The following is a 26343-nucleotide window of genomic DNA, read 5'->3' on the forward strand; positions in this document are numbered from 1 at the left end:
TACAATGTTATGATTGATTTGCACACACACACATTTCTCAGCGACGGGGTCCTTATTCCCTCGGAATTTATGCAGAGGGCTTACGCCGCGGGCTACACTGCGCTGGCGATCACCGACCACGTGGACCCGTCAAATATGGACACTGTTGTGCCGAAGATCGTGGAGACAATCGAGGTCCTCAAAGAATATTTAAAAATAACTGTCATCCCCGGCGCGGAGATAACCCACGTGCCTGTCGGACTCATAGGGAAAATGGTTGAGAGGGCGCGCAAGCTCGGCGCGAAAATTGTGGTTGTGCACGGCGAGACCCTTGCCGAGCCTGTGGCCCCGGGATCGAACAGGGCCGGGATAGAGGCAGGCGCTGACATACTTTCACATCCGGGGCTGATCAGCGTTGAGGATGCGATTAGGGCAAAGGAATTAGGAGTGGCCCTCGAAATAACCGCGAGAAAGGGACACAGCATCTCAAACGGCCATGTCGCAAAGGTCGCTATGGAGACGGGCGCTTCACTTGTGATAAATACGGACGCCCATGCGCCTGAGGACCTTATCACCCTTGAGCGCGCAAAGATAATTCTGCGCGCAGCGGGCATTGCAGAGGAAAAGATAGATCAAGTTCTTGCAAATTCAAAAAAGCTTGTTGATAAAATTAGGAGGAATTAAATGCCAAAGATAATCAAGAAAAGACCTGCCAAGGCCAGGCCTGCCCAGGAGGATGAGGTAAAGCACGCCGCCTTACACGCGCTGGACGCCGTAAAGCAGAAGCAGAAACAGGTAATAACAATTGTGTCCGCAATCTTAGCTGTAGCCATATTATTTGTGGCCTTTAAGTTCTACTCATCATCGCAAAATGAAAAGGCCTATGCGCTTGAGAAAGAAGCGTACAACATTTATTACAACACCAAGTCTGATAAAACCACCCCTGAAATGGAAAGGTGGAAAAAGGCTGTGGACCTTTTCAAAAAATCCGTTGATGTGAAGGTGACCCCGACCGCGTTATATTACCTCGGCAACTGTTACTACAATCTTAATGATAATGAAAACGCGATAAAGCAGTACAGTTTATTTATCAATAAATTCGGAGGCAATTACGAAATAGTGCCCCTTGTTTATCAGAAACTTGCGTCCGCTTATTTTAAAACCGGCAAGAGCGACAAGGCCCTTGAGGCCCTCGGCAATCTTGCAAAAGTTAACGGCGGAATATTCAAGGATACAGCCCTGATGGCGGAAGCCAGATATTATGAAAGCACCGGGAATGCTGAAAAGGCAAAAGAAAGATACAAAACCGTAGCCGCTGAATTCCCGAATTCACCGTGGGGCGCTGAGGCCAATTCAAAGATCGCGGTAAATACGCAGGCCGCTCCGAAAGTTGAAACACAGCAGCAACCGCCCGCTGCCGGACCGGTCAAAAAATAACAGGCTGAAAATTATTTGATTACTTCATGCAGCTTTTCAGCCATTTGGGGATCAAGGGTTTTCAATATCTCATACTCCTTTGCGGCGGCGTCCTTCTGTTGCAAATTAAAATAAGAAACCCCGAGATTGAAATGTACATCCGCCGCGTCAGGATTAATTGCCAAGGCCTTCTTGTAGGCATCAATTGCGTATTTATGCATCGCCAGTTTCCCGTAAGATACGCCCATATTATAATATGCGTCGGCATTACGGGGTTTTATTATCAATGAGCTTTTATAAGACGATATTGCCTCTTTATACATTCCTGATTCGCTGTAGGAAATACCCAGATTATAATACGCGTCTGCGCTTTCCGGGTTAATTTTGATTACATTTTTATAAGCTTCCCGTTCCTCTTCGTTCATTCGTAATTTATTGTAGGTAATAGCGAGATTATTATACGCATTCACATAATCCGGTTTTATTTTTACTGCCTGCTTGAACGCCTCAACCGCCTCTTTATACATGCCCAATTCTACATATGCAGCTCCAATATCATTATGCGCATATGGGAAATCCGGTTTTAGCGCAATAACTTTTTTATAAGCTTCAATCGCCTCCTGATGTTTTCCTGATTTGCTTAATTCGTTGCCGCGATTGTAGAACATCACAGCCTTTTCAGCGTCACCGCCCTCAAGCGGTCCGATCTCCCGGCTGCTTGCGTGAGAGCTCCTTTCAATGCCGGAATATGCAATGCCCGGGGAAAGGACCATCATAACTGCGAGAGTAAAAAAAGCAGGTATCTGTTTGATTGAATTTAAAATCATGTCTGCCTCCTTATGCGGGCGAGTGTTTGCAGTTTGTAAGTTTAATTATTAAAGTATAGCAGAGCCGGGGTTTTAATTCCGTCAGCCAGTTGCTAAACGCTGTTGTACTGCTTCACATCAAGCTTTAATTTATCAAGCGCGTCAGGGTCGTAGTCTGAAAAAAGATGAGTGAAGACAGTGTTGTTTGTAAGAAGCGGATCTATGCCGTCATTAATTATTCCCATGCTCTTCAGTTCTTCCCAGCAGGATGTATGGGGAATCGGTGAGAATTCCGTGAGGTGGGTCCTCACGCCGGTCCCTTTCAGAAAGTCCACTCCCTCGATGACCTCTTTAAGGCGCTGCCCCGGCATTCCGTACATGAGATAAGCGCCGATGTTCTCTTTTGTGAAGCCGTGCTTTTTCAAAATCCTTACTGCGGAGACGAAACTCTCTGACGTGACCTTCCCTCCCGTCGTCGCCTGCCTGCCCTCGTTTATCGTCTCAAGCCCGAGGCGCAGCGTGGTGAAGCCTGACTGCTTCATCAGGTGCGCAAGTTCATCGTCAATAAACCGCGCGTGAATGCCGTTAGGACAATGAAACCTCAGTTTCAATCCGAACTTAATTGTCTCTTTCAGGATGACTTTTATATGCGAACCGGCATTTACCAGAAGAGCGTCATCGTAAAAAGCAAAATCCCTGACGCCTGTCTTGTGAAGTTCATTTATTTCCCTGATAACATCAACTGGTTCTCTTTGAAGAAAGTTGTTGTTCAGCACAGCCGACGCACAGTAAGAGCATTTGAAAGGACAGCCGTAACTTGTAAGGACAGGCGCAAAAGGAAACTGCCGGTACAGTCCAAGCCGGTAGTATGGTTTTGCAGAATTTATTTCATGCAGCTTGCAGCCAAATTGTCCAATTACAGTTTCAATTGCAGGGGCAGGTTTTAAACCTGCCCCTACGGAGGACAGCGAGGATTCATTGTCCTCTATCCGCCCTTTATAAACATAATCCGCGCCTGAATTCTCTACAGTGTGTTCATGAAAAAGGGTTGCGTATATGCCTCCGAGAATTACTGGCGTACCGGGCGATAAGGCCCTGCACATTTTTATTGCCTCCTGTACGCCGGGATACCAGTACGACATTATGGAGGTTATCAGGATGATATCGCAGGGCAAACTGTTTCTCAGCGTCTCCTTGAATTCCTCAAGGCCTATTCCGTATCGAGCATAATGCCTCGGAACTGCTTTCAAACAATCCGGTTTACCGACAATCTGTCTTGGATAGCTGCCCCTTCCGAATTTCTTGATCGTAAATGAGTCCGTGCAGTCTATTAATTTCAGCTCCAGATCAAAGCGGCCCAAATATTCGGCAACCCTGAGCAGGCCCAGCGGCCTGGACCAGAGGTTTGCAGCAGCAAAGTCATAGATCCACGGATTGACGAGGATGATCTTCGGTTTCATGGTTTTTCTCTTACTAAATATAACAGAAAATCTCTAATCCTAAAAACGGCAGTTATATCCACAGATTCCACAGATAAAAACAATGACATAAATAAAAATTTGTAAACAAATGTTCATCCGCCAAAAGGTGAAAGTCAAAAGTTGTAGAGACGACCCGGCGGACCGTCTCTACTCTGTGATAATCTGTGTAATCTGTGGATAAATTCTTTTTCAGGTGTTATCCTCATAATCATGGAGACTGTAGCTACCAACAGGAAGGCGTATCACGATTATTTCATCCAGCAGACTTACGAGGCAGGCATCTCCCTTCTCGGGACAGAGGTAAAATCCCTGCGCGAAGGCAAGGCCAACCTCAAGGACAGCTACGCCATTATTAAGAACGGCGAGGCGTTTCTCTTCAATTGTCACATCAGCCCGTACAGTCACGGGAACCTTCAAAACCATGACCCGCTGCGGACAAGGAAGCTCCTCCTTCATAAAAAAGAAATAGACAAGCTGCACGGCAACATCAGCCAGAAAGGGCTTACCCTCGTCCCTTTAAAAATCTATTTCAAAGGCGGGAAGGCAAAGGTCGAGATAGGGCTTGCAAAGGGCAAGAAGCAATATGAAAAACGTGAAGCGATAAAAGAGAAAGAAGCGAAAAGGGAGATCGAGAGGCATATGAGAAAGAGGAGCTAATGATTTTACCCTGCCCTGATTCCCCTATCTTCAAATCTTCTTAACTTCTCAACCTCTATCTTTTTGAATTACTTCCACTCCCCACTCTTTTAATTTCAGGACAACTTTATTCACAAGGGCGCCCAACTGTTGCTGGATATCATCCGACAATTCGACGCTTGTCTCCATTGACTTCGGCTGTATCCCGATGAGGCACATCTCAGGCGGCGTGATTCCCATCAGCCTCGCTGCAAAGAGTGTATCGGGCAGACCGATCTGGTGCACTGAGAGCTTATTTGAGATCAGAAACGCGGGGATCTTGTCGCCCTCAACAGTATCTATTGTCCCCGGTTCTTTTTTGAAATTCGCCGCGTCAATTATCAGGACCTTGTCCCTGCCTTCAAACAATGGCAGGAGATCAAGCCCCTTTGTCCCCCCGTCTATCAACTCAACGGACTCCGGGAAGACGTAATCGTTCTTTAATTTATTCACCGCATGAACGCCCACGCCGTCGTCAGACAAAAGTATGTTGCCGATACCAAAGATTGCTATGTTCAAAAGGTGCCTCCGCTTATCATGCAGCTATTATACATGAATCAAGATTAGCAAAGAGCAAAAGTGCAATAGTACCAAGTCAAAAGTGCAGAAGCAGAGAACAACTGAACTCAAAAAACAAAAGCCCCGGAAGACTTGGCGTCTTCCGGGGCTGATAATTTAACTCTTGACTGCTTGCTGTTTTTACTTCAAGTCTTTTTCAGATATAAACTTGTATCCGGTGAAGATAGAGCCCATCAGGCCGCTCTTCTCTCTGCTGTCAGAGAACCACGAGATGTAGACATGTATCATCGCGAAGGCGAGTATCACGTACATGAAGATGTGATGATACAGCCGGATGGTCGGCAGAAGCATTATGCCAGTAAGCCATCCTCCAAGGAGCGTCCAGATAGCGCCTGAATGGTTTACCGAATACATCGCGAAACCTGAAACGATCTCGAAGATAAATATTATAAACAGCAGGAGGTATGTCAACCCTCCAAGGGCTGAATGTCCGACATGGCAGCTTTTTTTGCTGATCAGCAGGTAGCACTTCAGGTCATCGATCATCCTGCCGATCTTCTCGCCTGTAAATGGAAGCCATTCGCTGATGCAGGCATACTTGTTCCCGGCAAGTGACCAGTAGAGCCTGATGATCACGCTCATCATGAAGGTGTAGGCTGCTATGAAGTGAATGAGCCTCATCCAGCCCATTATCCACTGTTTTGAAGAATAGGCGTGAATAAAGGGACTCCCGATGTAAAACCCTGTAACGGACAGGGTAAGGATGCAGAGAAAGTTGATCCAGTGGGTAAATCTTACGGGAAATTCCCATGCGTAGGTTTTCAATCTCGTATCGTTCATATTTACCCCCTTTCTATTTTATCCTTATCCTTGTTACCTCTTTACCGTCAGGGTCCACCACGTGAACAGCGCACGCCATGCAGGGATCGAACGAGTGGATCGTCCTTAAAATTTCCACAGGCTGTTCGATGTTGGCTACAGGAGTTCCTATCAGCGCTTCTTCGTAAGGGCCTCTCTGGTTGTTGGCGTCTCTTGGAGAGCCGTTCCATGTGCCGGGGACTACGCACTGGTAGTTTGCGATCTTGCCGTCCTTGATGTTTATCCAGTGGCCGAGCGCGCCTCTCGGCGCTTCGTGCAGGCCGTATCCTCTTGCCTCTTTGGGCCATTCAGAGGGGTCCCACTTTTCACCGGCGTGGATCTTGTAGTCGCCCTTCTTCATGTTCGCTGCAAGCTGATCGAGCCATACGGGAATCTGCTCGGCAGTGACAAGCGTTTCAATCGCGCGTGCCGCAATGCGTCCGAGTGTTGAGAACAAAGCCGCAGGCCCGACTCCCAGTGTCTTCAGGACGAGGTTTACCACTTCCTGCACCCTCTTGTGCCCTGACCCGTACGCAACAAGCATTCTTGAAAGAGGTCCGACCTCCATCGCCTTGTTGTCATAGCGGGGGGCTTTCAGCCATGTGTATTTCGCGTCCGTATCAAGGTATTCATACGGAGGCTTCGGACCTGTGTATTTGTAGTTTGTCTCGCCTTCCCAGGGATGCTTTGACGTGCTGTCGCCGCCGGAATATTCATACCATGAATGAGTTACATATTCAGCAACCTTGGTATGGTCCACGGGATGCACCTTTGATATGTCCTTGTTGAGAATGATGCCGCGCGGCAGCCAGAGGTTGTCGGTATTACTTACCGTGTCATTCGGGAATTCACCATACGCGAGGAAATTGCCGACGCCTGCTCCGTGGCCTGCCCAATCTTTATAGAATGGGGCCACCGCAAGGACGTCAGGGATATACACCTTCTCGACAAAGTCCTTTGCGACCTTTGCAAGCCCTGAGATAAAGGCTATGCTTCCAGCGTTCAGGGCGTTCTGGCTGTTCGGGTCAACAGGGATGGACATGCCGCCGACAATGTATGTCTGCGCGTGAGGGTTCTTTGCGCCGAGCAGGGCCTGTATTTTTATTACATCACGCTGCCAGTCAAGCGCTTCAAGATAGTGGGCGACTGCCATGAGATTCGCTTCAGCAGGAAGTTTGTACGCCGGATGCCCCCAGTAAGCATTCGCAAAGGGGCCGAGCTGCCCGTTCTCTACAAAGGCCTTGAGTTTGTCCTGGATGCCCTTGAAATAATCCGCGCTTGATTTCGGCCAGTCCGAGATTGCCTGCGCAAGCGCTGATGTCTTTGCTGGGTCGGCCTTTAATGCGCTTACAATATCCACCCAGTCAAGCGCGTGGAGATGATAAAAATGGATTACATGGTCCTGAACGTACTGAATGCCGGTTATAAGGTTCCTTATAAGACGCGCGTTGTCAGGGATTGTGATGCCTAATGCGTTTTCGACCGCTCTCACCGAGGCGGTTGCGTGAACCGTTGTTCAGACGCCTCATATGCGCTGGGTAAAGGCCCACGCGTCTCTGGGGTCTCTGCCTCTGAGAATGATCTCAATGCCCCTGAACATGGTGCTTGAGCTCCACGCGTCAACAACCTTGCCGCCTTCAACCTTTGCCTCGATCCTGAGATGTCCTTCAATTCTTGTAATCGGGTCAATAACTAACTTTGCCAATGTAAATCACCTCACTTTCCGCTAATCTATTTATCTTCTTTTTTGGGCGAGATTGCCCGTCCTATTCCGTGTATCACAAGGCCCGCCGCTGTTGCCGCGGCAAGTCCGGCGCCGACTTTATCAGCCGTGCTTTCGATGCTAACTCCGGGAACCTTCGGCAGTCTCCTGTAGAAGGGTGTCATGGTGTCCCAGAAGTTAGGCTCGGCGCAGCCGATGCAGCCGTGTCCTGCCTGAACAGGCCAGCTTGTGCCTTCATTGTATTTGATGGTGGGGCAGTTCTTAAATGTCTCAGGGCCCTTGCATCCCATTTCATATAAACACCAGCCCTGTCTGTGGCCCTCGTCTCCCCATTGCCTTACGAACTGCCCGGCGTCAAAGTGCGCCCTTCTCTCGCAATTGTCGTGGATCCTTTTTCCGTAAGCGAAATAAGGCCTGCCGAGTTTATCAGTATTTGGGAGTGATCCGAACGTCAGGTAATGGACGATGCAGGCGGTAATATTTTCAGCGTTTACCGGACAGCCCGGCAGGTTGATCACTGTCGCGCCCGGCACAGCCTCTTTTACACTTACCGCTCCTGTGGGATTCGGCAGCGCGGCAGGAATTCCTCCGTAAGCGGCGCATGTGCCTACTGCAATCGTTGCAAGCGCGTTGCCGCAAACCTCCCTTGCAATGTCAACAGCTGACCGGCCGCCTATGCAGCAATAAACACCGCCGTCTTTCATGGGGATGGAGCCTTCCACAACAACAAGGTATTTGCCCTTCTGGTTTTTCACCACATCCATCAGCGACTTCTCCGCCTGCTTTCCCGCCGGCGCCATTATCGTCTCATGATAATCTACTGAGAGAATATCAAGGACAATGTCTCCGACTGTCGGCTTTGACGCCCTCAAAAGGGCCTCGGTATTGCCGCAGCAGTCCTGAAACTCAAGCCATACAAGATACGGCTTCTTGCCGCCCAGTGCTTCGGCGATCTTCGGGATGAACGAAGCGGGCAGTGCCAGTAATGCAGCCATCCCGGTGCAGAACTTCATGAAGTCTCTGCGGGACAAATCCTTATCGCCGAGAGCCCCCATTGATTCCGCTGCTTCCTGCAATGGATCATCTGGAAACAACTTCATAGAGCCACCTCCTTTTTGAAAATTAAGAGATTTGTTAAGCGTGTCCGTTATCGAAAAATTATCATAAAACCCAATACTTGTCAATAAAATAATTGCATTTGTAATACTGGACGTCAGCAAGGCCGGAAATGTCCCGTCTCCGGAGGAGTGTTTATTATTTCAGACGGGGGTTTGTGCCAAGGTGTTTCAATGCTGTATTTATCAGGGAGGCGCTTTGGGCCAATTGATTGTAAGCCTCTTCCTTTGTCATGGCCCTGTTTTCTTTTTTGAGCTTATGGCCCAGATGCCTTGCCTTATTGGCAATCACCGCGATCTCTTTTGCAAGGTCATCTTCGAAATGGTCGTGCCTGAGATCAACCTGGTACATGAGTCTTTTAAGCCTGTTAATATTATCCAAAACTTCTCCCCCGATTACGCCGTCATTTTCAGCATGGCGTGTTTTGTTGAAATCATCATAGATGACATTGTGAAGCGGGGCCGACAGGTCAGTAATATAATGAACGCAAAAATCAATGTGATATTCAGCGTCCTTCTGATGTTTGTTGTATTCCCTCAGAGATGCCAGAATAGCTCCGTAGAGATGCCCTTCCATATCTTCGGGATTGTTGTACCTTTCTACCTGCTCAAAAACCATCTTCGGCGTCACTTCAACATTCCTGTCATTGTCGAAAAAATGGTTGTACATCTCAATCTTGCCTGCCTTTACTTTGGTAATATCAGGCCCGACCACAGCATACCACCTGTAATAATCCGCGGCCTTTGCAGCGGCAAGATGAGTGTTATCATCCCATCCGAATGCAGGATGGATATTGAAAACGATAAGCAAGGAGACGTAAAAAAAGAATAATGTTGTCTTGTTTTTTTTCATTGTAATATTAAAAAGAGACACGCAGGCACAGGCTATTTGTATTCCAGTATCTTGCCTGCAACCACATATTTATTATTTTTAAACTCCGAACGGACGATCTCCGCCCCTGCCTTCATCGGCTTGAACCTGCTGCTTTTTGTATCAAATAAAATTTCTATCAGCGTTCCCTTTTCCAAATTACGTTCCGTCAGGAATTTGATCCCCGTGTGGCTCAGATCTTTACAAAATCCGGCATGAGCCTTTCTTTCCCCGGATACGGTATAAGTAAACTCCGTGTTCATTATCATGCGGAAGAAATCGCGCTTCTCATTATATTCAGGGCCTAATTTTAAAATGGCTTACTCCTCCCTTCATTCCCCTAAAAATACGATTCGTTATTTTAGCACATCACGTTGAGCAAGCTCACTCGCCGATTATCTTCACCAGCACACGCTTATTTCTCATCCCGTCAAACTCACCGTAAAAGATCTGCTCCCACGGGCCGAAGTCCAGCTTTCCCTTTGTCACGGCGGCGACAACCTCCCTGCCCATTACCTGGCGTTTCAGGTGCGCATCGCCGTTGTCCTCTCCGGTGTTGTTGTGGCGGTATTGTGAAACAGGTTCATGCGGAGCGAGCTTTTCAAGCCATACATCATAGTCGAAATGCAGGCCTGATTCATCGTCATTAATAAAGACTGACGCCGTGATGTGCATGGCATTAACCAGCGCCAATCCCTCTTTGATTCCGCTTTCCTTCAGGCACTCCTCAACCTGCGGGGTAATGTTGATGAACGCGCGCCTTGACGGCACATTGAACCAGAGTTCTTTACGATAAGATTTCATGAGTCCTCCCTGTTTTATAAAAATGAAGTTGAGAAGATAAGAAGTTATGAAGTTTAGAAAAGGCGGGGATTCTTTTTCTCCCATCTTCTCAACTTCACATCTTCGCATCTTCTATTCCCCCGTCAGCCTGACGATCCTCTCTGCCGCCTCTTCCGCGGACTCCTTTTCAGCATCGATTATCAATTCAGGGTCTTCAGGCTCTTCATAGGGGACATTCACGCCCGGCACAGGCGCGCCTGCCTTTCCTTTTTCATATATCTTCTTTGGGGCGCCATGCGTATCGGCCCTCGTTTTCTCGCGCTCAATGCATAGCTCGACCGGACATTTCAGGTACACTTCAAAAAAATCAGGGATTAATTTCCGGGCAAGCTTACGCCAGAATTTCCTGCTGCCGGTTGCGTCGATTATCACATTATGGCCGAGGTCGTAAATGGTCTTTGCCGTATAGACAAGCGCCTTGTAAACATACTCCCGTTCTTTGCCGGAATATGTGGGCGCAGGCGTTACGATCTTCCTGAGATCGTCAATTCTGAGAATTACCGCGTCTGGAATTTTCTTTTTCAATTCCAGTGCAACCGTGCTCTTCCCGCTCCCCGGCAACCCGGTAATCCAGATGACCTTTGGCATGTCTTAATTATACAGGATATTCATCAGGGGGCACAGATAACGGGGGCCGTTTCCCTTTCACCGCTTTTTTTTGGTGGGGCAATTCGCTATCTATACAAGTTGAAATTTTCGTGATACCATTTTTATGGGCAAGAAAAAAATGGAAGACCGGCACAAGACAAAGGAGCAACTCATTGAAGAGCTGAACGGACTGCGCCGTCGAATTGCAGCGCTTGAAAACGATGGTGTCATGAGAACAGCTGATGCATTGCGAAAGAACGAAAAGGACCTGCGCAATATCACATCGAATCTTGCTGAAGGGATCTATGTCCTCAATGAGGAAGGGCGTATTGTTTTCATGAACCCCGAGGCCGAACGGCTCCTGGGATGGACCATTGATGAATTAAACGAGAAGGGCCCTCATGAGCTTGTCCACTGCTGGAAAGAGGACGGCACGCCCCTGTCCTTTGAAGAATGCAGTATGCATAATGTTCTCTCAACAGGCAAGCGATATTCCTCAACCGATGAGGTTTTCCTGCGGAAGGACGGAACGGTTTTCCCGATATCCGTAATTACCAGCCCGGTTATCGAGGACGGTAAAATTGTCGCTTCGGTAACCGCGTTTCGCGATATCACCGAGCTCAAGAAGATGGAGGAGCAGCTTAAGGCCATCTCCGTGACTGACGAATTGACCGGCCTTTTCAACAGGCGCGGTTTCTTCACACTGGCTGAAAAGGAATTCAAACTGGCAAACAGGAACAGGAGGAGGATGTCGCTCCTCTACCTCGACCTGGACGGCATGAAGAAGATAAACGATGAGCTGGGGCACACGTCCGGGGACCAGGCCTTGACAGACGCCGCAAATATCCTCAGGAAAAGTTTTCGCGATTCCGATATCATCGGCCGTATTGGCGGAGATGAGTTTGCCGTACTTATCACTGAGGCGTCCGAGTCTGATATTGAGAATGTAATAATAAAAAATATCAGGAAAAATCTAATGGCACATAATGAGCATGACAAACGCGGCTACAAACTCCTGCTCAGCATGGGAATGGCGCACTATGACCCGGAAGCCCCGTGCCCGATGTATGAGTTAATGACACGGGCTGACACGCGGATGTATGAAGATAAAAAGCGCAAAGTGCAGCAGAAAGGAGTCTCGGTGACGTCAAAGCCCGCGCGAACGGAAAGGCGGGCGTATACTCGTTACCAAAACGGCGATGATTGCCTGGCGCAGCTTGATGATCTGGGGAAGTTTGGAATAAAAGACATAAGCGCCGGCGGGATATGCCTGAGACCATTCTGCCATTTGCCTGTTAACAGCATCCATGAAATAATAATTTCTTCACCTGCCAATGGCGCAATAACGACAACCGGCGCAGTGGTCTGGGCCTCATTGAGGGAAGCTGCAAATGACCCGCCCCAGTATGAGGTCGGCCTGAAATTCATCGGCATAAATAGCGCTACAGAAAGATCGGTCAACAGTTTCATCAACAAGTTTGCTTCTGAAAAAACCCCGGAAACTAAATAGTCCCGGCCCCGGCCCTGTTCCTATATTTAAGTAAAACCGCCTTTTAACCGATTATATACGCAGGAGGCGAGGCGCTTTTAAACATGAAAAGAAGAAAACTTGGAGAGATCCTTGTAGAAGAAGGGTTGATCTCAGACGAACAGCTTGATACCGCCCTTATTATTCAGAAGGGGAAGAACAAGAAACTCGGCAAGGTCCTTATTGAGCTTGGCTACATAAATGAGCTGCAGGTAGCTGAAACGCTTACGAAACAGCTTTCCCTGCAGATGGTGGACTGCAACGATTACACCCCGACACAAGAGATCTTGTCCCTTGTCCCGAAAGAAATTGCTGAAGCCAAGATAGTGCTGCCGCTTGAATTGAAGAACAAGAACCTCTTGCTCGCAATGGCCAATCCGCTTGACTGGGAGACCATAGAGGACATTTCTTTTGAGACCGGGCTGAAATTGTCTGTTGCTATCTCGTCAGAAAACAATATATTGACTGCGATTGAGCGTTTCTACGGCGCTTCGGCTGACACATGGAATTTTCTCAAGGAGCTGCCATCGTATGACGAGGTTGAATTTCTTAAACAGGAAGATGCGGAGTCCGATGCCAGGCAGGGAATCAGCTATCAGGACAGCGAGGCCCCCCCTATCGTCAGACTCGTGTCCATGATTATAGCCGATGCCGTAAATTCCGGTTCAAGCGATATCCATATCGAGCCGCGTGAAACATACGTGCAGGTGCGCTTCAGGATAGACGGCAATCTGAAAAATATCCATCAATTTGCAAAAAACATCCATGATTCTGTTGTCTCAAGGATAAAGATCATCTCGAACCTCGATATTACAAACAGACGGTTCCCGCAGGACGGCAGAAGCGCAATGCGCCTCAAGGAAAAAGCCGTTGAGCTCAGGATATCGACATTGCCTTCTGTTCACGGTGAGAAAGTCGTTATCCGGCTGCTTGACCCGACTACGGGACTGATCCCGCTCAGCAATCTTGGCATTCCTGCTAATATCATCAGACCCGTTATTGACATTGTCAGCCAGCCGCAGGGCATGCTGCTTGTTACCGGGCCCACCGGCAGCGGGAAGACAACAACACTATATTCCATCCTGCAGCAACTGCGTAACGAGACAAAAAACATAATTACGCTTGAAGACCCGGTTGAATATAAACTTGCTGATATAACACAGGTCGGAATAAACGACGGTATAGGTTTTTCGTTTGCCAACGCTCTCCGTTCAGTGTTAAGACAAGACCCGGATATCGTCATGGTCGGAGAGATCAGAGACCTGGATACTGCCGAGATTGGGTCAAGGGCCGCGCTGACAGGCCACCTGGTATTAAGCACCTTACATACCAATGACACTATTTCCACAATTACACGGTTGATAGATATAGGACTCAAGCCTTTTCTGGTGACAGCCGCTGTTACGGGCGTTATTGCCCAGAGGCTCATCAGAAGGATCTGCAGCAACTGCAAAGTCGAGACCCCGGCGCCGGAAGAGCTGACGAGGTTTGAAGTCAAGCATTTAAAGACATATTACAAGGGGGCCGGTTGTGACAAATGTAATAACACCGGATATAAAGGCCGGGTCGGCGTTTATGAAATGCTGAGAATGGACACAAAACTGAAACGTCTTATCTCAAAGAGTTACACAGTGGATGAACTGTGGGACGCGGCAAGAAGTTCGGGGACCAAATCACTCTTTGAAGACGCCTGGTCGAAAGTGGAAGAAGGGTTAACGACGGTTGAAGAGGTAATAGCCAAGATCCCTTATCCCCTCTTTTTAAGTGAAGCGAAAAAAGAGAAGGTAGGATAAATAAAATTACATCGTCACCTTTGTAATAACTCCGTGAAGTTTTTCTGTCGGGAACTCGTAAAATCTTATGAATGTCGGCATCACCCTCTTGATCAGTGAGAAAAATTTCCAGACGGGGTTTTTGGCTGAAATATCTTCGAGGCCGTAATAGACCGCTCTTTCATCAATACCCGCTTCCCTTAGAATGTCCTCCGCTGAAATAAGCTCCATGTAACCCACCTGGATCTCAAACGACCTTATCCCGTTTGCGATGTCTTCCCTGTAAAAGCCGATAACCCCGTAGGGGTCGCTCCTGCTCATGATGGAGATAAAAATATTGTCTTCGTAAACAATGCCGTGAGAAAACATGGTCTGCGTAATGTAGGGGGGAATGCTTTGGATGTCCCTGATGAGAAAAAGCGCTGTGCCTCTTATCTTCGGGGCCGTCGTATAAGCGTTGTTGAATTTTTTTATGAACTCTTCAAAAGGCATGAAGTTCATCATCCGGTAAAGCTGCTTCTGCCCCTGCGTGTAAATCAATATCATGGTAAGCGGGACAGAGCCGATGATCAGGGACCAGTAGCCGCCGTGCGGGATCTTGTAGAAATTGGAAGACAGGTACAGTATGTCCACCCCTGTGATAAACAAAGCCAGAAGCGAATACATAGGCATTTTCTTGAGATAGAAGATCCACATCATCATGATCCCGGTGATCGTCATTGTTCCGGTGACGGCGAGGCCGTATGCCGCCGCGAGACGGCTTGATTGCCCGAACTCCATCATTATGAACAGGACGGCGGCGAGCAAAAACCAGTTCACGGACGCAATGTATATCTGCGATTTTCTCTCGACGGAAGTATAGCCGACTTTCAAGGGAGGCATGATGCGTATCGTTATTGCCTGATAAATTATCGAGAACATGCCGCTTATCATTGCCTGCGAAGCGATCACAGTGGCGCTGATGCTGAGCAGGAGAAACGGGACATAGAAAGTTTCTGAAAAGTGAAACACCATTTCAAAAAGTATGTTTTTGGCTTCGGGATGTTTCAGTAAAAACGCGCCCTGCCCGAAGTAGTTCAATGCCAGGGCAATAAAAACCCCGCCCCAGGCCTGCCTTATGGGCTTTGCGCCCAGATGTCCCATGTCCGCATAAAGCGCCTCGCCTCCGGTTGCGCAAAGGATGATCTCTCCAAGCGCGATATATCCCTTCCATCCGTTTTCAATAAGAAAATTGATCCCGTAATAAGGGTTAAGGGCCTTCAGTATTTCAGGGGCCTCTGACAATGATATTATTCCGGTGGTAAAAAGGGACAAAAACCACACGACCATAACAGGCCCGAATGCGCCTGAGACCTTCTCAGTCCCTTTGCTCTGTACAACAAAAAGGACTATGGCTATCAGTATTGAAACAAATACTATCGTCCCCTGTGAAGTGTTTTCAAAACCCGGTATCAAAACGGAGCCTTCCACCGCGCTGAGGATACTGATGGCAGGGGTAATGACCCCGTCGCCTATGAGCAGCGATATTCCCACAAAAGACAGGATGGTTATAAAGACCGCCTTCTTCTTGTCCTTAATAAGTGGGGCCAGGATCTCCCTGAGCACTATGGTCCCGCCCTCACCCCTGATGCTTAATCCCATAGCGAGCCAGTCGTACTGAATGAAGACCAGGATTATCATGGTCCAGAAGATCAGCGACATGACGCCCATAATATTTTCAGCGGTGGGCTGAAGGAGGAGGAAGACTACCGTAACAGTATATATAGGGCTTGTGCCGATATCGCCGAATACAAGCCCCATCGCTTTAATAATACCTGTCATCGCGAAAACCCTATTAAGATCCTACTCATATTTTTAAAATTTGAAAACTATATATCATACGTCAGGTTTGTTGATGAAAGCAACGAAATGTTACCGCGGATTTTTCTTGAAAAGCTCCCTCGCCTTTTTAAATATATCATGGTACTCTTCTGTCCTGAAATCGGGGTAAGTATACGGCAGGACCTGGTATGATTTGCCTGAGTAGATCAGGGTGACTTCCCCGTATATTCCATTGCCGAGGTATAACCGGTGGGAATAGTCTTTTGTGGAAACCAGGACGATCTTTGCCGAATCCAAATAGCCCGGGTCAAGGTTTATTCCCCTCCCGCCGCTCTCATTGAGGCACTGCTTTTCAAGCTCAATTGTCTTTAATTTTATCCCGGAGATGGTCTGCGGGTTTATTAATTTCTCAAAGAAGACAAACTTCCTTTTCAGGTCAGCGCCCATCTCTTTTTCATAATAAGCGGAGTGCTGCCACTGCCATACGGAGCTTTCGATATCCGAAGGCCCGAAGAGTTCGCGGAGTTTCTCTAAAAGCTGATCAAAGAGGGAAGCATCCTGTGAAAGCATCCCGACGAATAACTTTACCGGATGCGGGTCCCGAAGTATTTTGCTCATACAGTTGTAATTATAGCAAACATTGCCGATATGATTTTTGGTATGATATGGCAAGGCAATTTGCCTTTCCAATAATTTTATATTTAACAACCACCCCATCCCCTCCTTGCCAGGGAGGGGAAATAAGGTGAGGTGAAAATCTCCGTAACTCCGCGGTAATCTGCGGCTAAAAAAATGGACTTGGGTTCTTTCGGCAGCATAACATTCGATATCAATTTTCTTTCCAGTCTCATGAGTATCGTGATAATAGACCTGATACTGGCGGGAGACAATGCCGTGGTGATCGCCATGGCTGTCAGGTCTCTTCCCCACGACCAGAGGAAGAAAGGGATCCTTTTCGGTTCAGGCGCTGCCGTCCTGCTCAGAGTGATACTGACCTTCTTCGTGGCCCAGCTCCTCCAGGTAAATTACATAAAGCTTATGGGCGGCATACTGATCTTATGGATAGCGGTAAAGCTTTTCATGGAAGGCGTGCCTGAGGACAAATCAGGTAAAGAAGCTGCTACTATAACTCAGGCAATCAGGATAATCGTCGTTGCCGACATTACAATGGCTACAGACAATATGCTGGCAGTGGGCGGGGCCTCGCACGGCAACCTGTTCCTGCTCCTGTTCGGTCTTGGTTTAAGTATCCCGTTTATTGTTTTCACGAGCAACCTCCTCTCAAAGCTGATGGACAGGTACCCGGCTATTATCTACATCGGCGCCGCCATTCTCGGGAAGGTTGGCGGTGAGATGATCATTACGGACCCTGTTATTGTAACCATGCTTAGCCCCGGCAAGGTGATACAATATGCTGTAGAGATCACCTTTGCTGCCGGAGTCATCGTGGCTGGAAAGCTCTGGATGAAGTGGAAGGTTTCAAGGGAAGAGAAAAGGGACCATGTTCATGAAGACGCTTAACAAATTTAATCCGCAGATTTCGCAGATTGCACAGATAATAAAAATAAAAATCTGTGTAATCTGTGTAATCTGTGGATGGTAATCCAGGAGAAATCATGGCGATACTGACTATATCAAGGGAATTTGGAAGCGGCGGCAGGGAAATAGGGCAGGCCGTAGCGAAGCTTTTAAATTATGAATATGTAGAAAAGCAGAATATTTTAGCCGACCTGAAGGCCGCAGGCGGGAAGTGGGAAAAATGGGGGAAAGACCTTGATGAGCACTGTCCGACCCTGTGGGAAAAACATGACTGGTCATTCAGGGGGTTTTCAGCCCTTGTTCAAAGTTTCATCCTTGATCACGCGCTAAAAGGCAGAGTGGTAATTATGGGAAGGGGCGGAAATTTCCTTCTCAGGGGTATTCCTCCGGCGTTCAGTGTCCGTATCGTTGCGCCAGTTGAAAAAAGGCTCGAAAGGACCATGCTTCGTGAGTCAGTTGACAGGGAAACGGCAAAGTGGCTTATAGAGAGAACTGATAGTGAAAGAGAGTGTTTTATCCGCTCCGTCTATAGTAAAAAGTGGGACGATCCAACTGAGTACGACATGGTTGCGGATACCGGCGTTAATTCTGAAGACGAGATTGTAAAAACCCTGCACGCGATACTTTTGGAAAAGCAGCGGTTCGATTCGGAAATTGAAACCCTCCGCATACGCGCTGATGCGGCAAGGGTCAAAGCCGGGCTGCTTACAAACCCCAGGATCTTTGTCCCTACTCTGGATGTTTTTTACGATAAGCACGGGCTTGTCTTGCGGGGGATCGTGCACAACCCCGGAGAACATAAGGCCGTTGAAGAAGAGGCAAAAAAATTGGCCGGAGACCTGCCGCTGAAGTGCGAACTCCACTACAGGGGAAAGCATCAGCCATAAAACTAAACGAGTAACGAGTGACGGGAAAGTTGAAGATTCTAACTCTTTACTTGTTACTCGTTACCCGTTACTTGTTTGTATCCCGGCTTGGGGCAGGGTGATAATGACCTTTGTAAACTTATCCTGCTCGCTCTCGATCCTGAGACTGCCGCTGTGGTCTTTTATAATGCCGTAACTTATGCTCAAACCAAGACCGGTCCCGCTGCCTGAAGGTTTTGTAGTAAAAAAAGGGTTCATTACTTTATTCAGGATGCCGGAAGGAATGCCGGTGCCATAGTCAAGAAGACCGACCTGCACATACTTATTATCTTGCGACAAAACCGTTTCCACCTTTATTTCGATTTTTTTGTATTCGTGCGCGCCGGGATACTTCTGGTTCAGGGCGTATCTTGCGTTATTAAGAACATTCAAAAAAACCTGCTGCAATTGCTGGGGGTTTGCCATGACAGAAGGCAGATGTTCGGGGATGTCTATAGTTACATGAATATTGTCCTTCTGGATCTGCGCCATTGTCAAAGTAAATGACTCGGACAAGACGTCTTTGATACGGACTGGTATCTTTTCGTCCTTTTTCGCCCGCGCAAAAGACAGGAGGCTGCGAACGATCTCCGCTACACGGCTTCCTTCTTTGATGATCCGGCTTGCCATATCTTCTTCCCTTGTCCCGGCCGGCATTTTATCCGCCAATAACTGCGCATAATTGATTACCCCATTGATAGGGTTGTTGATCTCATGGGCAATGCCGGCGGCAAGCTCCCCTAATGACGCAAGATGTCCTGCGCGAAGCATCTCAGCCTGCAGATTGGTCTTTTCGGTTATGTCGGTAGCCAGGACAACGACACTTTTTACCCCGCCGTTTTCATCCTTTACGGGGAAAACTCTTTCATCAAACAATCTGCCGTCAGGAGTTGAGATTTGGGCCCCCTCAGCAGTCCCTTTCTCAAAACTCCTTGTCGAAGGGCATATTTCACAAGGAATTGAACGGCCGTGCCATAACTCATAACAATATTTTCCTGTTACAGCCGGGCTCTCTTTATTAAGAACGGCAGAGGCGCCTTTATTGGCCCATAGTATCATCAGTTCGTTGTTTAACTGGAATAACGGATCACGGATGCAGTCAAGAACGGTCTGAAACTCAAGTGAAAGCTCCCTGAACCTCTCCTCGCTTTCACGAAGTGTCTTTTCAGTGCGATAGATTGTCCTGATTGGCAGCAGCCACACAATCAGAAACACTCCCAAACCAAGAGGCAGCATCAATAATACCGCCACCCCCGTTTGTTTTATGATCGGCCGCATGGAACGGGATATCTCGACCCTGCCTGCAACGACCCCTGAATCATGGATATTTTCCGACCGCGTGATGATCGGAGGCTCTAATATGTCCGCATTCTCGGCAACGAGCTTATTGCTTAAATTCAGGATGCGCCTTATTTCAGCGTCCCCCCTGATCGGACGGCGTGAAAGGTACTCCTGAAGTCTCAGTTGCTGGAACTCCCACATTTCCGGGTTCGCGCTGATCATGGTTGTAATGTTTCTTGCGTTGATCTCCGCTTCAGCCTCAAGCGCGCCTGTCATATTTTGATAAGAAACAAAGAAGTATCCAAGCGGGAAGACGACCATAACTATGAATATAACTATCCCTGTAAGGACAGTTATTATACGGCTTATGTTTTTAGAGACCTTCACTATTTATTTTCCGGTTTATCTGCAACGAACAGGCTCCCGTACTCTTCCAATATTTTTCTGCCTTCCGGGGACTTAATAAAATCAAGAAATTTATTGACCTTGTCAGACCGTTGATGTTTCGTTACAATGAAGAGCGATTTAAAGATAGGATAATGTCCGCTCGCAAAATTATTAACACCCGGCGACATGCCATTGTAAGTGAGTATTTGCAGCCGCCGTTCTTCGGATACAATCTGGGACAAAGTCGAAAATCCCACAGCCCCGGGGGTTTTTTCTATTATGTCGGCGTTCTCCTGGTCTGTCGCTGCTGCCAGCATCCCCTCCCGTGACAACGCGGCTTCAACGGCCCTGCCCATTTCAGGCGTTATTTTCCTGATAACCAATGTATCGCTGTCGTGAGAAGGCCGGAGGATCAGGCGGATTCGCTGCCCGTCCGGCCACGCCAGTTTCTCCCCTTTATAAATTTCTACAATTTCCCGCGTGGTCAGTCCCGACGCTCTCACGCTTTTATTTGCGACGAGGACCAGCGGTGTTTTTGAATATTCCGTTATTGACAATTCAAGGCTGACTTCTGTACCCTGCAATCCTCTCCCGCTCAGCCCTATATCTATTGAACCTTCTGCGGCAGCTTTTATCCCGCCTGTGCTGCCCAGACTCGGGAATATCTTGACCCTGATACCTGGATGTGCTTTTTCAAATGCCAGTCCGAGCACTTTCATGGTGCCCAGCGCGCTTCCGACGCCGCCTATCTTCAATTCATTTTCTGCTGAATATGCATATGGAGCGGAAAAAAGACTCAGAGTTATCGAGAGTGCAGACAGTACTACGATATAAAAGCTGTTAGATTTGTAATTCATTTCCATCGCCCCGTTTTACTATATATAGTTTATCTTATTTTTAACAATTCCGGTAATGAAGGTAACAGAATGAGGCGGAAATCCGCGTCCTGATCTTATTCGGGATAATTCGCGGAACTTCGCGGCCGAAAAGTTTTTTTGGACTAATAAGGTGTTACGGCTTGCAGACTTTGACGCAGAGGCCGCAGATGTATTGCCCTACGTTGTATTCTTTGGCGAAGTATTTCAATTTTTCGAGGCAGGCTGCTTTGTCCCAGTCCCTGTAGGAATCCCTGATCGCGGACACGGGGCATACCTCGATACACTTTCTGCATCCGCCGCAGTCTCTTTCAAGAAGCGTATCTGTTTGCAAAGGCATGTCGGTCAGGACAGTAGCAATCCTTATCCTGGAGCCTGCTTCAGGATGCACCAGCAGGTTGTTCCTTCCTATCCATCCGAGCCCCGCGCGCAGAGCCACCATCTTGTGCGAGAGGTGGGCCGTCTGCTTTACCCAGTCTACGATCTGGCTTGCAGGAACAGGGAGAGCATTATATCCCTTGTCCTGTATGGCAAGAGATATTTTCAGGGCGGTTTGATCGAGCAGGAGGTTGACCATCTTGTAATGGTGAAGATAGTGACGGGTGGGACCGGTCACGCAGCTCTTGAGGACCGAAGCGGAGACCCTCGCCCCTATGGAAATCCCAAATGACAAACCCTCTGTCTGGTCCAGTGGGAGAGCGTCAAAGTGAGATCTCAGGTCCGCAACATCGGCGACCCCGAACGCGGTCAGTCCAGAGGAAAAAGCGATGTCTTTAAGTTTGTTATACATATTTAAAAGTAAGATTCAAAGACCCACAAAATTACCACAGAGACACAGAGGTACGGAGAAGAGCCCAGGAGTAGAGAACAGAAAGTTTTTTATTTAGTTTTCTCTGTGTCTCAGTGACTCAGTGGTTTTATTCTTACAAATACTTCTCAAGCATTTTGATATTCTCAGGATTGGTCCATTCTCTTGGCCCCACTAACTTTTCCCTGACGATGCCGTCCTTATCAATAATAAAGGTTTCGGGAACGCCTGTTATCCCGTATAGTTTCGCCATCTCATTTTCAGGGCTTAAGAGTGTCGGAGGGCTGACAGGCTGCGTCCTGTAATATTCAGAAAGATTGGACGGGTCGTCCCTGAACAGAACTCCTAACATCTGGAAGGACTTGCCCTGCATCTTCTGAAAGAGGGCTTCCTTGTAAGGGGCTTCAGATTTACATGTAGTGCACCAGGTGGCCCAGAAATTCAAAAATACAACTTTGCCCTTGAGATCAGCGAGCTTCCATGTGTTGCCGTTTGCGTCCCTTAATTCAAACGCAGGCGCAGGCTTGCCGACCGACGCGATCTCCGTGTATTTCTTTTCCTTTGGAAGGAGCAGTAATGCAGCAAGACAAACTGCAATGATGATTACAAGAATAAGACCTTTATGTTTCACAACTACCTCCTGAATAATGAATTGAAATTATTATACCCTAAAACTTATGTGCTGTGCATTCCGTGAAAACGGGAATCCAGAAAAGACAAATTAGATTCCGGCTTAAGGACTGCCGGAATGACAAGAAGAGCAGCATCTATTTTACTTTCAACAGGCACACTGCCTGCGCGGCGATCCCTTCGCCTCTGCCAATAAAACCTATGCCTTCGTTGGACTTGGCTTTAATGTTGATCGAATTTAAAGGGATGCCCGCCTTTGAGATGTTCTCTTTCATTTTTTCAATATACGGCTGAAGCTTTGGTTTTTCTGCAATGACAGTTGAATCAATGTTGACGATATCAAAGCCTTTCTGTTTCATCATCTCAACAGTCTTTGCGAGCAGGTCAATGCTTGACGCGCCTTTCCATTTCGCGTCAGTATCGGGGAAGCGCCTGCCGATGTCTCCTTCTCCCAGCGCCCCGATGATCGCATCGATTATCGCATGACAAAGCACATCCGCATCGGAATGTCCGAGCAGACCCTTTTCAAAAGGTATCTCCACCCCGCCGAGGATGAGCTTCCTTTCCTCAACCAATCTGTGCGAGTCATATCCGGTCCCTATTCTCATTATAAATTCACCTTTGCCATCAGCCACTCCGCCATCTCCATGTCCTCCGGCGTTGTGACCTTAATATTATAAGGACTGCCCGTGACAATTTTGACCCTGCCGCCGATCTTTTCTACGAGCGCGGCGTCATCCGTGGCGTATGATCCTTCAGCATATGCCGCGTCATATGCCTTTTTAATTACGCCGAAAGTAAAAGCCTGCGGGGTCTGGATTGCGCGGATGTTCTCCCGGTTCATGGTAGTGACCACAACATTGTCAGAAGAAACCTCTTTCAGCGTGTCTTTTACAGGTATGCCTGGAATGACCCCGTCAAAGTTTTCTAAATCGCTGATGAGATTTTCAATTAAGCCTTTGGGAATGAACGGCCGCACACCGTCGTGGATCAACACAATACTGCCTGGATCAATTCCTGCCCGTTCAAGAAGTTTCAGCGCGTTGTAAATGGAGTCCTGTCTTTCCTTCCCCCCCGGAGCAATTCGTTTTATCTTTGAGAGATTATGCGCCTTGACCATTTCATGCCCGTTCTCAATGTCCTCGGCACTGAGCGCAGGCACCACTTCGGAGATCAATTTTTCACTGTTGAGCCTTTTCAAAGTGTGGACCAGGAGGGGGACGCCGTTAAGGTCCGCAAAGGTTTTCTTTATTGATGCGTTGAACCTTTTACCCAGGCCGGCTGCCGGAACTATAGCGATCACTTTTTTTATCATTGAATGGAACAATCCGCAGATTACGCAGATTTCACAGATGTTATTTTATCTGTGTAATCTGCGTAATCTGTGGATAATACTTTAATGCCGGGCCGCCTTTGCCTCTTCTCTGTCAGCATCTTCCTTTAATCGCGCGAATATCATACGGCCAGCGGTTGTTTGCAGCACGCTTGTAACGACAACATCGAGCTGCTGGTTTATCAGTTTTCTCGCGTTGTCAACCACCACCATCGTGCCGTCATCGAGGTAGCCCACGCCCTGGTTATATTCTTTGCCCTCTTTGACTATAAAGATGTTCATCGTCTCACCAGGCAGGACAACGGGCTTTAAGGCATTTGCAAGCTCATTGAGATTCAGCACTGTGACTCCCTGAAGCTCAGCAACTTTATTCAGGTTGAAGTCATTGGTGATTATCTTTGCGCCAAGCAGTCTGGCTAACGCGACAAGTTTTGAGTCTACCTCTTTTATCTTCGGGAAATCTTCATCGATTATTTTCACCGTGACATTAGACAGTTTCTGCACCCTGTGAAGGATGTCAAGACCTCTCCTGCCGCGCGCCCTCCTGAGGGAATCAGTAGAGTCAGCGATATGCTGAAGCTCCTGCAGGATAAACTGCGGGATGATAAATGTCCCTTCGATGAAACCTGCCTCGCATACATCAACGATCCTGCCGTCTATGATTACGCTGGTGTCAATGATCTTGGCGTGTTCTTCCTCGACCCTGGTTTTAAAGGCCTTCACTATGTTCTGAAGGGTAAAGTCTTTCCCCGCCCTTAGCCCAAGAAGCAGCCCGCTGTAGCCGAACAGCGCGTTAATGACAACTCCGATATAGGTCCCGTCGACGTTGGTGAAAACGGTTTTAATGGGAAGATAAATAAGCTTTGCAAACAAAAGCCCGACCGAGAGGCCTATCAGTCCGCCGACTATCGTGCCGAAACCGATCATGGTGAGCACATACTCTAAGATGAGGGCGATTACGCCGACCCCGGCGCCCCAGAAAACACCCTGATAAGACGCGCCCGTACTCATCCCGATAATAAATCCGCCTGCTGTAAAGATTAAGAAAAAAATGACCCTGTAAAGCATAACCACATCCTTTTTTTTAAGAATAAATTTTTAAGGTGATATAAAATTTATTGCTGCCCCTGTTAATAAAAAGGAGCAGGGTATCTCCCTTCCTGACGTTAGCGACCGTGCTGTTAAAATCACGTATGTTTTTAATGCTCCTTTTATTGATCTCCTGAATGACGTCTCCTTTTTTCAGGCCTGCGTCTTCAGCGGCGCTGTACGGTTCCACCTTGACGATTACAACGCCCTTCTCGTCCTTCGGCAGGTCCAGTTGTTTTGCTATCTCCTGTGTCATGTTCATCACGCTGAAGCCTGCGAGGGTATGCTCCTCAGGAGATTTTCTTTCTTCCTGCTCCTGCGGGGCCGCCTGCGCCATTTCCTGCGGGAATTCCGTTACGTTTGCAATAAGGGTCAGCGTCTTGCCGTCCCTCATTACTTTCAATTTTATCCTGCTCCCCACATTACTTTGAGCGATTATGTTGCGGAGAGACTCCACATTTTTAACTTCCTTATCGTCTACTTCAATAATTATATCACCTCTTCTTAACCCCGCCTTTTCAGCAGGGCTTCCTTTAAGTATCTCCGTGATAAGAGCGCCAGCGGATTTGTTCATTCCGAACTCTTTCGCAAGTTCAGGGGTGAAGTTCTGTATCGTTATCCCCAGCCATCCTCGTGTGACCCTGCCATGCGTTATGAGCTGGGTCATTACCGACTTGGCCATGTTGCACGGAACTGCAAAACCTATCCCCTGATATCCGCCCGTTCTTGAGAAGATGGCGGTGTTGATGCCGATCAGCTCTCCCTTTATGTTTACGAGGGGGCCGCCTGAATTGCCGGGGTTTATGGCCGCGTCGGTCTGGATAAAATCTTCATAATCCGCTATGCCTACATTTGCCCTGCCGATCGCGCTGACAATCCCCATTGTAACGGTATTGCTCAGGCTGTAAGGATTGCCGAAGGCAAGCACAAATTCGCCGACCTGGATTTTGTCCGAATCCCCCCATTTAATTGCGGGGAATTTCTCAACCGGGATTTTTATGACCGCGATGTCCGTCTTCGGATCAGACCCGATGATCTTGCCTTTAAAATTTTGCTGGTCATATACGGTAACTTGTATCTCATCGGCCTTTTCAACTACATGAGCATTTGTGAGAATGTATCCGTCGGGAGATACCAGCACCCCTGACCCTAAACTCTGTTCTTTCCATTTCTTCGGCATCTTATGATAGGGTTCGAATAAATCGGGAAACTGATCGTCGAAGAGGTCCGAGAAAGGTTTGGCGTCTCTTTCCACGATCTTTGAAGTGGAGATATTTACTACAACCGGACTTATGACTTTTACGACCTCTGAAAAGGCGTTGCTTTCCCCGGAGAGCTCTTTCGGTATCTGGAAGTTGTAAACATATGGCGGGCTGGTAGACTTAGCGGGGAATATATTTATGCGATTTCCAATAAAATAACCGGCGATCAAAGCAACGAACACAAAAATCAGTAATGTCGTCTTTTTCATTAAACAAATTATACATCCGATAGTTTGACC

26 protein-coding genes and 1 pseudogene are annotated in these 26343 nt (G+C 47.8%); 7 read left to right on the top strand and 20 right to left on the bottom strand.

Going from position 1 to position 26343, the window contains the following annotated elements; translation table 11 throughout:
* Positions 1-9 precede the first annotated feature (9 nt).
* Both HZB61_04345 and HZB61_04350 read left to right on the top strand, forming a co-directional pair.
* Entirely contained in the window at positions 10-663 is a 654-nt protein-coding gene (locus HZB61_04345; GenBank protein MBI5055829.1) for a histidinol phosphate phosphatase domain-containing protein, read from the top strand.
* Complete coding sequence (locus tag HZB61_04350) at positions 664-1416, top strand: tetratricopeptide repeat protein (protein MBI5055830.1); 753 nt, start codon at positions 664-666, stop codon at positions 1414-1416.
* Between the two features lie 11 nt (positions 1417-1427).
* Here the strand turns inward: HZB61_04350 and HZB61_04355 are convergent, their stop codons facing one another.
* On the bottom strand, positions 1428-2222 hold the full coding sequence (locus tag HZB61_04355; GenBank protein ID MBI5055831.1) for a tetratricopeptide repeat protein: 795 nt from the start codon (positions 2220-2222) through the stop codon (positions 1428-1430).
* A 92-nt stretch (positions 2223-2314) separates the two neighbouring features.
* Positions 2315-3661 carry a radical SAM protein gene (locus HZB61_04360; protein ID MBI5055832.1) on the bottom strand — a complete coding sequence of 449 codons (1347 nt, stop codon included), beginning with the start codon at positions 3659-3661 and terminating at the stop codon, positions 2315-2317.
* A 231-nt stretch (positions 3662-3892) separates the two neighbouring features.
* Here HZB61_04360 and smpB point away from each other — a divergent pair, with 231 nt between their 5' ends.
* Positions 3893-4339: an SsrA-binding protein SmpB gene (gene smpB / locus HZB61_04365; protein ID MBI5055833.1), complete on the top strand. Its 447-nt coding sequence runs from the start codon at positions 3893-3895 to the stop codon at positions 4337-4339.
* A gap of 48 nt (positions 4340-4387) precedes the next feature.
* On the opposite strand, the gene HZB61_04370 is transcribed toward smpB, so the two are convergent.
* The 8 genes and pseudogenes from HZB61_04370 to HZB61_04405 all read right to left on the bottom strand — a co-directional run bounded on the left by HZB61_04370 (position 4388) and on the right by HZB61_04405 (position 10874).
* Positions 4388-4876: a HyaD/HybD family hydrogenase maturation endopeptidase gene (locus tag HZB61_04370; protein ID MBI5055834.1), complete on the bottom strand. Its 489-nt coding sequence runs from the start codon at positions 4874-4876 to the stop codon at positions 4388-4390.
* A gap of 180 nt (positions 4877-5056) precedes the next feature.
* The gene (gene cybH, locus HZB61_04375; protein MBI5055835.1) at positions 5057-5716 is read right to left on the bottom strand and encodes a Ni/Fe-hydrogenase, b-type cytochrome subunit; all 660 of its coding nucleotides are present in this window, start codon (positions 5714-5716) and stop codon (positions 5057-5059) included.
* Positions 5717-5729: 13 nt separating this feature from the next.
* Positions 5730-7439, bottom strand: a pseudogene (locus HZB61_04380) (nickel-dependent hydrogenase large subunit).
* A 26-nt stretch (positions 7440-7465) separates the two neighbouring features.
* Positions 7466-8557 (bottom strand): hydrogenase small subunit, encoded by a 1092-nt coding sequence (locus tag HZB61_04385; protein MBI5055836.1) that lies wholly within the window; start codon positions 8555-8557, stop codon positions 7466-7468.
* Between the two features lie 154 nt (positions 8558-8711).
* Positions 8712-9425: a hypothetical protein gene (locus HZB61_04390; protein ID MBI5055837.1), complete on the bottom strand. Its 714-nt coding sequence runs from the start codon at positions 9423-9425 to the stop codon at positions 8712-8714.
* 32 nt (positions 9426-9457) lie between these two features.
* The gene (locus HZB61_04395; protein ID MBI5055838.1) at positions 9458-9712 is read right to left on the bottom strand and encodes a PilZ domain-containing protein; all 255 of its coding nucleotides are present in this window, start codon (positions 9710-9712) and stop codon (positions 9458-9460) included.
* A 115-nt stretch (positions 9713-9827) separates the two neighbouring features.
* Positions 9828-10247 carry a YjbQ family protein gene (locus HZB61_04400; GenBank protein MBI5055839.1) on the bottom strand — a complete coding sequence of 140 codons (420 nt, stop codon included), beginning with the start codon at positions 10245-10247 and terminating at the stop codon, positions 9828-9830.
* Positions 10248-10358: 111 nt separating this feature from the next.
* Positions 10359-10874, bottom strand: a complete 516-nt coding sequence (locus HZB61_04405; protein MBI5055840.1) for an adenylyl-sulfate kinase — start codon at positions 10872-10874, stop codon at positions 10359-10361.
* Between the two features lie 124 nt (positions 10875-10998).
* On the opposite strand from HZB61_04405, the gene HZB61_04410 reads away from it, so the two are divergent.
* Positions 10999-12384 (top strand): diguanylate cyclase, encoded by a 1386-nt coding sequence (locus tag HZB61_04410; GenBank protein MBI5055841.1) that lies wholly within the window; start codon positions 10999-11001, stop codon positions 12382-12384.
* Positions 12385-12467: 83 nt separating this feature from the next.
* The gene (gene tadA, locus HZB61_04415; protein ID MBI5055842.1) at positions 12468-14195 is read left to right on the top strand and encodes a Flp pilus assembly complex ATPase component TadA; all 1728 of its coding nucleotides are present in this window, start codon (positions 12468-12470) and stop codon (positions 14193-14195) included.
* Positions 14196-14201: 6 nt separating this feature from the next.
* Here tadA and HZB61_04420 read toward each other — a convergent pair whose 3' ends face one another.
* Positions 14202-15995 (bottom strand): KUP/HAK/KT family potassium transporter, encoded by a 1794-nt coding sequence (locus tag HZB61_04420; GenBank protein MBI5055843.1) that lies wholly within the window; start codon positions 15993-15995, stop codon positions 14202-14204.
* Positions 15996-16085: 90 nt separating this feature from the next.
* Positions 16086-16613, bottom strand: coding sequence for a DUF4416 family protein (locus HZB61_04425; protein ID MBI5055844.1), 528 nt, complete (start codon positions 16611-16613; stop codon positions 16086-16088).
* A gap of 174 nt (positions 16614-16787) precedes the next feature.
* On the opposite strand from HZB61_04425, the gene HZB61_04430 reads away from it, so the two are divergent.
* Complete coding sequence (locus HZB61_04430; GenBank protein ID MBI5055845.1) at positions 16788-17516, top strand: TerC family protein; 729 nt, start codon at positions 16788-16790, stop codon at positions 17514-17516.
* Between the two features lie 95 nt (positions 17517-17611).
* Entirely contained in the window at positions 17612-18421 is an 810-nt protein-coding gene (locus HZB61_04435; protein MBI5055846.1) for a cytidylate kinase-like family protein, read from the top strand.
* 60 nt (positions 18422-18481) lie between these two features.
* On the opposite strand, the gene HZB61_04440 is transcribed toward HZB61_04435, so the two are convergent.
* From HZB61_04440 to HZB61_04475, 8 genes are all read right to left on the bottom strand, one after another.
* Positions 18482-20107, bottom strand: coding sequence for a PAS domain-containing protein (locus HZB61_04440; GenBank protein ID MBI5055847.1), 1626 nt, complete (start codon positions 20105-20107; stop codon positions 18482-18484).
* Positions 20107-20964 carry a substrate-binding domain-containing protein gene (locus tag HZB61_04445; protein MBI5055848.1) on the bottom strand — a complete coding sequence of 286 codons (858 nt, stop codon included), beginning with the start codon at positions 20962-20964 and terminating at the stop codon, positions 20107-20109. The genes HZB61_04440 and HZB61_04445 overlap by 1 nt, the downstream gene beginning before the upstream one ends.
* A 154-nt stretch (positions 20965-21118) precedes the next feature.
* Positions 21119-21772 (bottom strand): epoxyqueuosine reductase, encoded by a 654-nt coding sequence (locus tag HZB61_04450; GenBank protein MBI5055849.1) that lies wholly within the window; start codon positions 21770-21772, stop codon positions 21119-21121.
* A 133-nt stretch (positions 21773-21905) separates the two neighbouring features.
* Positions 21906-22421 carry a TlpA family protein disulfide reductase gene (locus tag HZB61_04455; GenBank protein ID MBI5055850.1) on the bottom strand — a complete coding sequence of 172 codons (516 nt, stop codon included), beginning with the start codon at positions 22419-22421 and terminating at the stop codon, positions 21906-21908.
* Between the two features lie 136 nt (positions 22422-22557).
* Entirely contained in the window at positions 22558-23028 is a 471-nt protein-coding gene (locus HZB61_04460) for a 2-C-methyl-D-erythritol 2,4-cyclodiphosphate synthase (GenBank protein ID MBI5055851.1), read from the bottom strand.
* Entirely contained in the window at positions 23028-23735 is a 708-nt protein-coding gene (gene ispD, locus HZB61_04465; GenBank protein MBI5055852.1) for a 2-C-methyl-D-erythritol 4-phosphate cytidylyltransferase, read from the bottom strand. Before ispD ends, HZB61_04460 begins: the two co-directional genes overlap by 1 nt.
* An 81-nt stretch (positions 23736-23816) precedes the next feature.
* Complete coding sequence (locus HZB61_04470; protein MBI5055853.1) at positions 23817-24821, bottom strand: PIN domain-containing protein; 1005 nt, start codon at positions 24819-24821, stop codon at positions 23817-23819.
* 16 nt (positions 24822-24837) lie between these two features.
* Entirely contained in the window at positions 24838-26313 is a 1476-nt protein-coding gene (locus HZB61_04475; GenBank protein ID MBI5055854.1) for a DegQ family serine endoprotease, read from the bottom strand.
* Between the last annotated feature and the right edge of the window lie 30 nt (positions 26314-26343).

Source organism: Nitrospirota bacterium, from assembly GCA_016214845.1.
GTDB lineage: Bacteria > Nitrospirota > Thermodesulfovibrionia > UBA6902 > UBA6902 > SURF-23.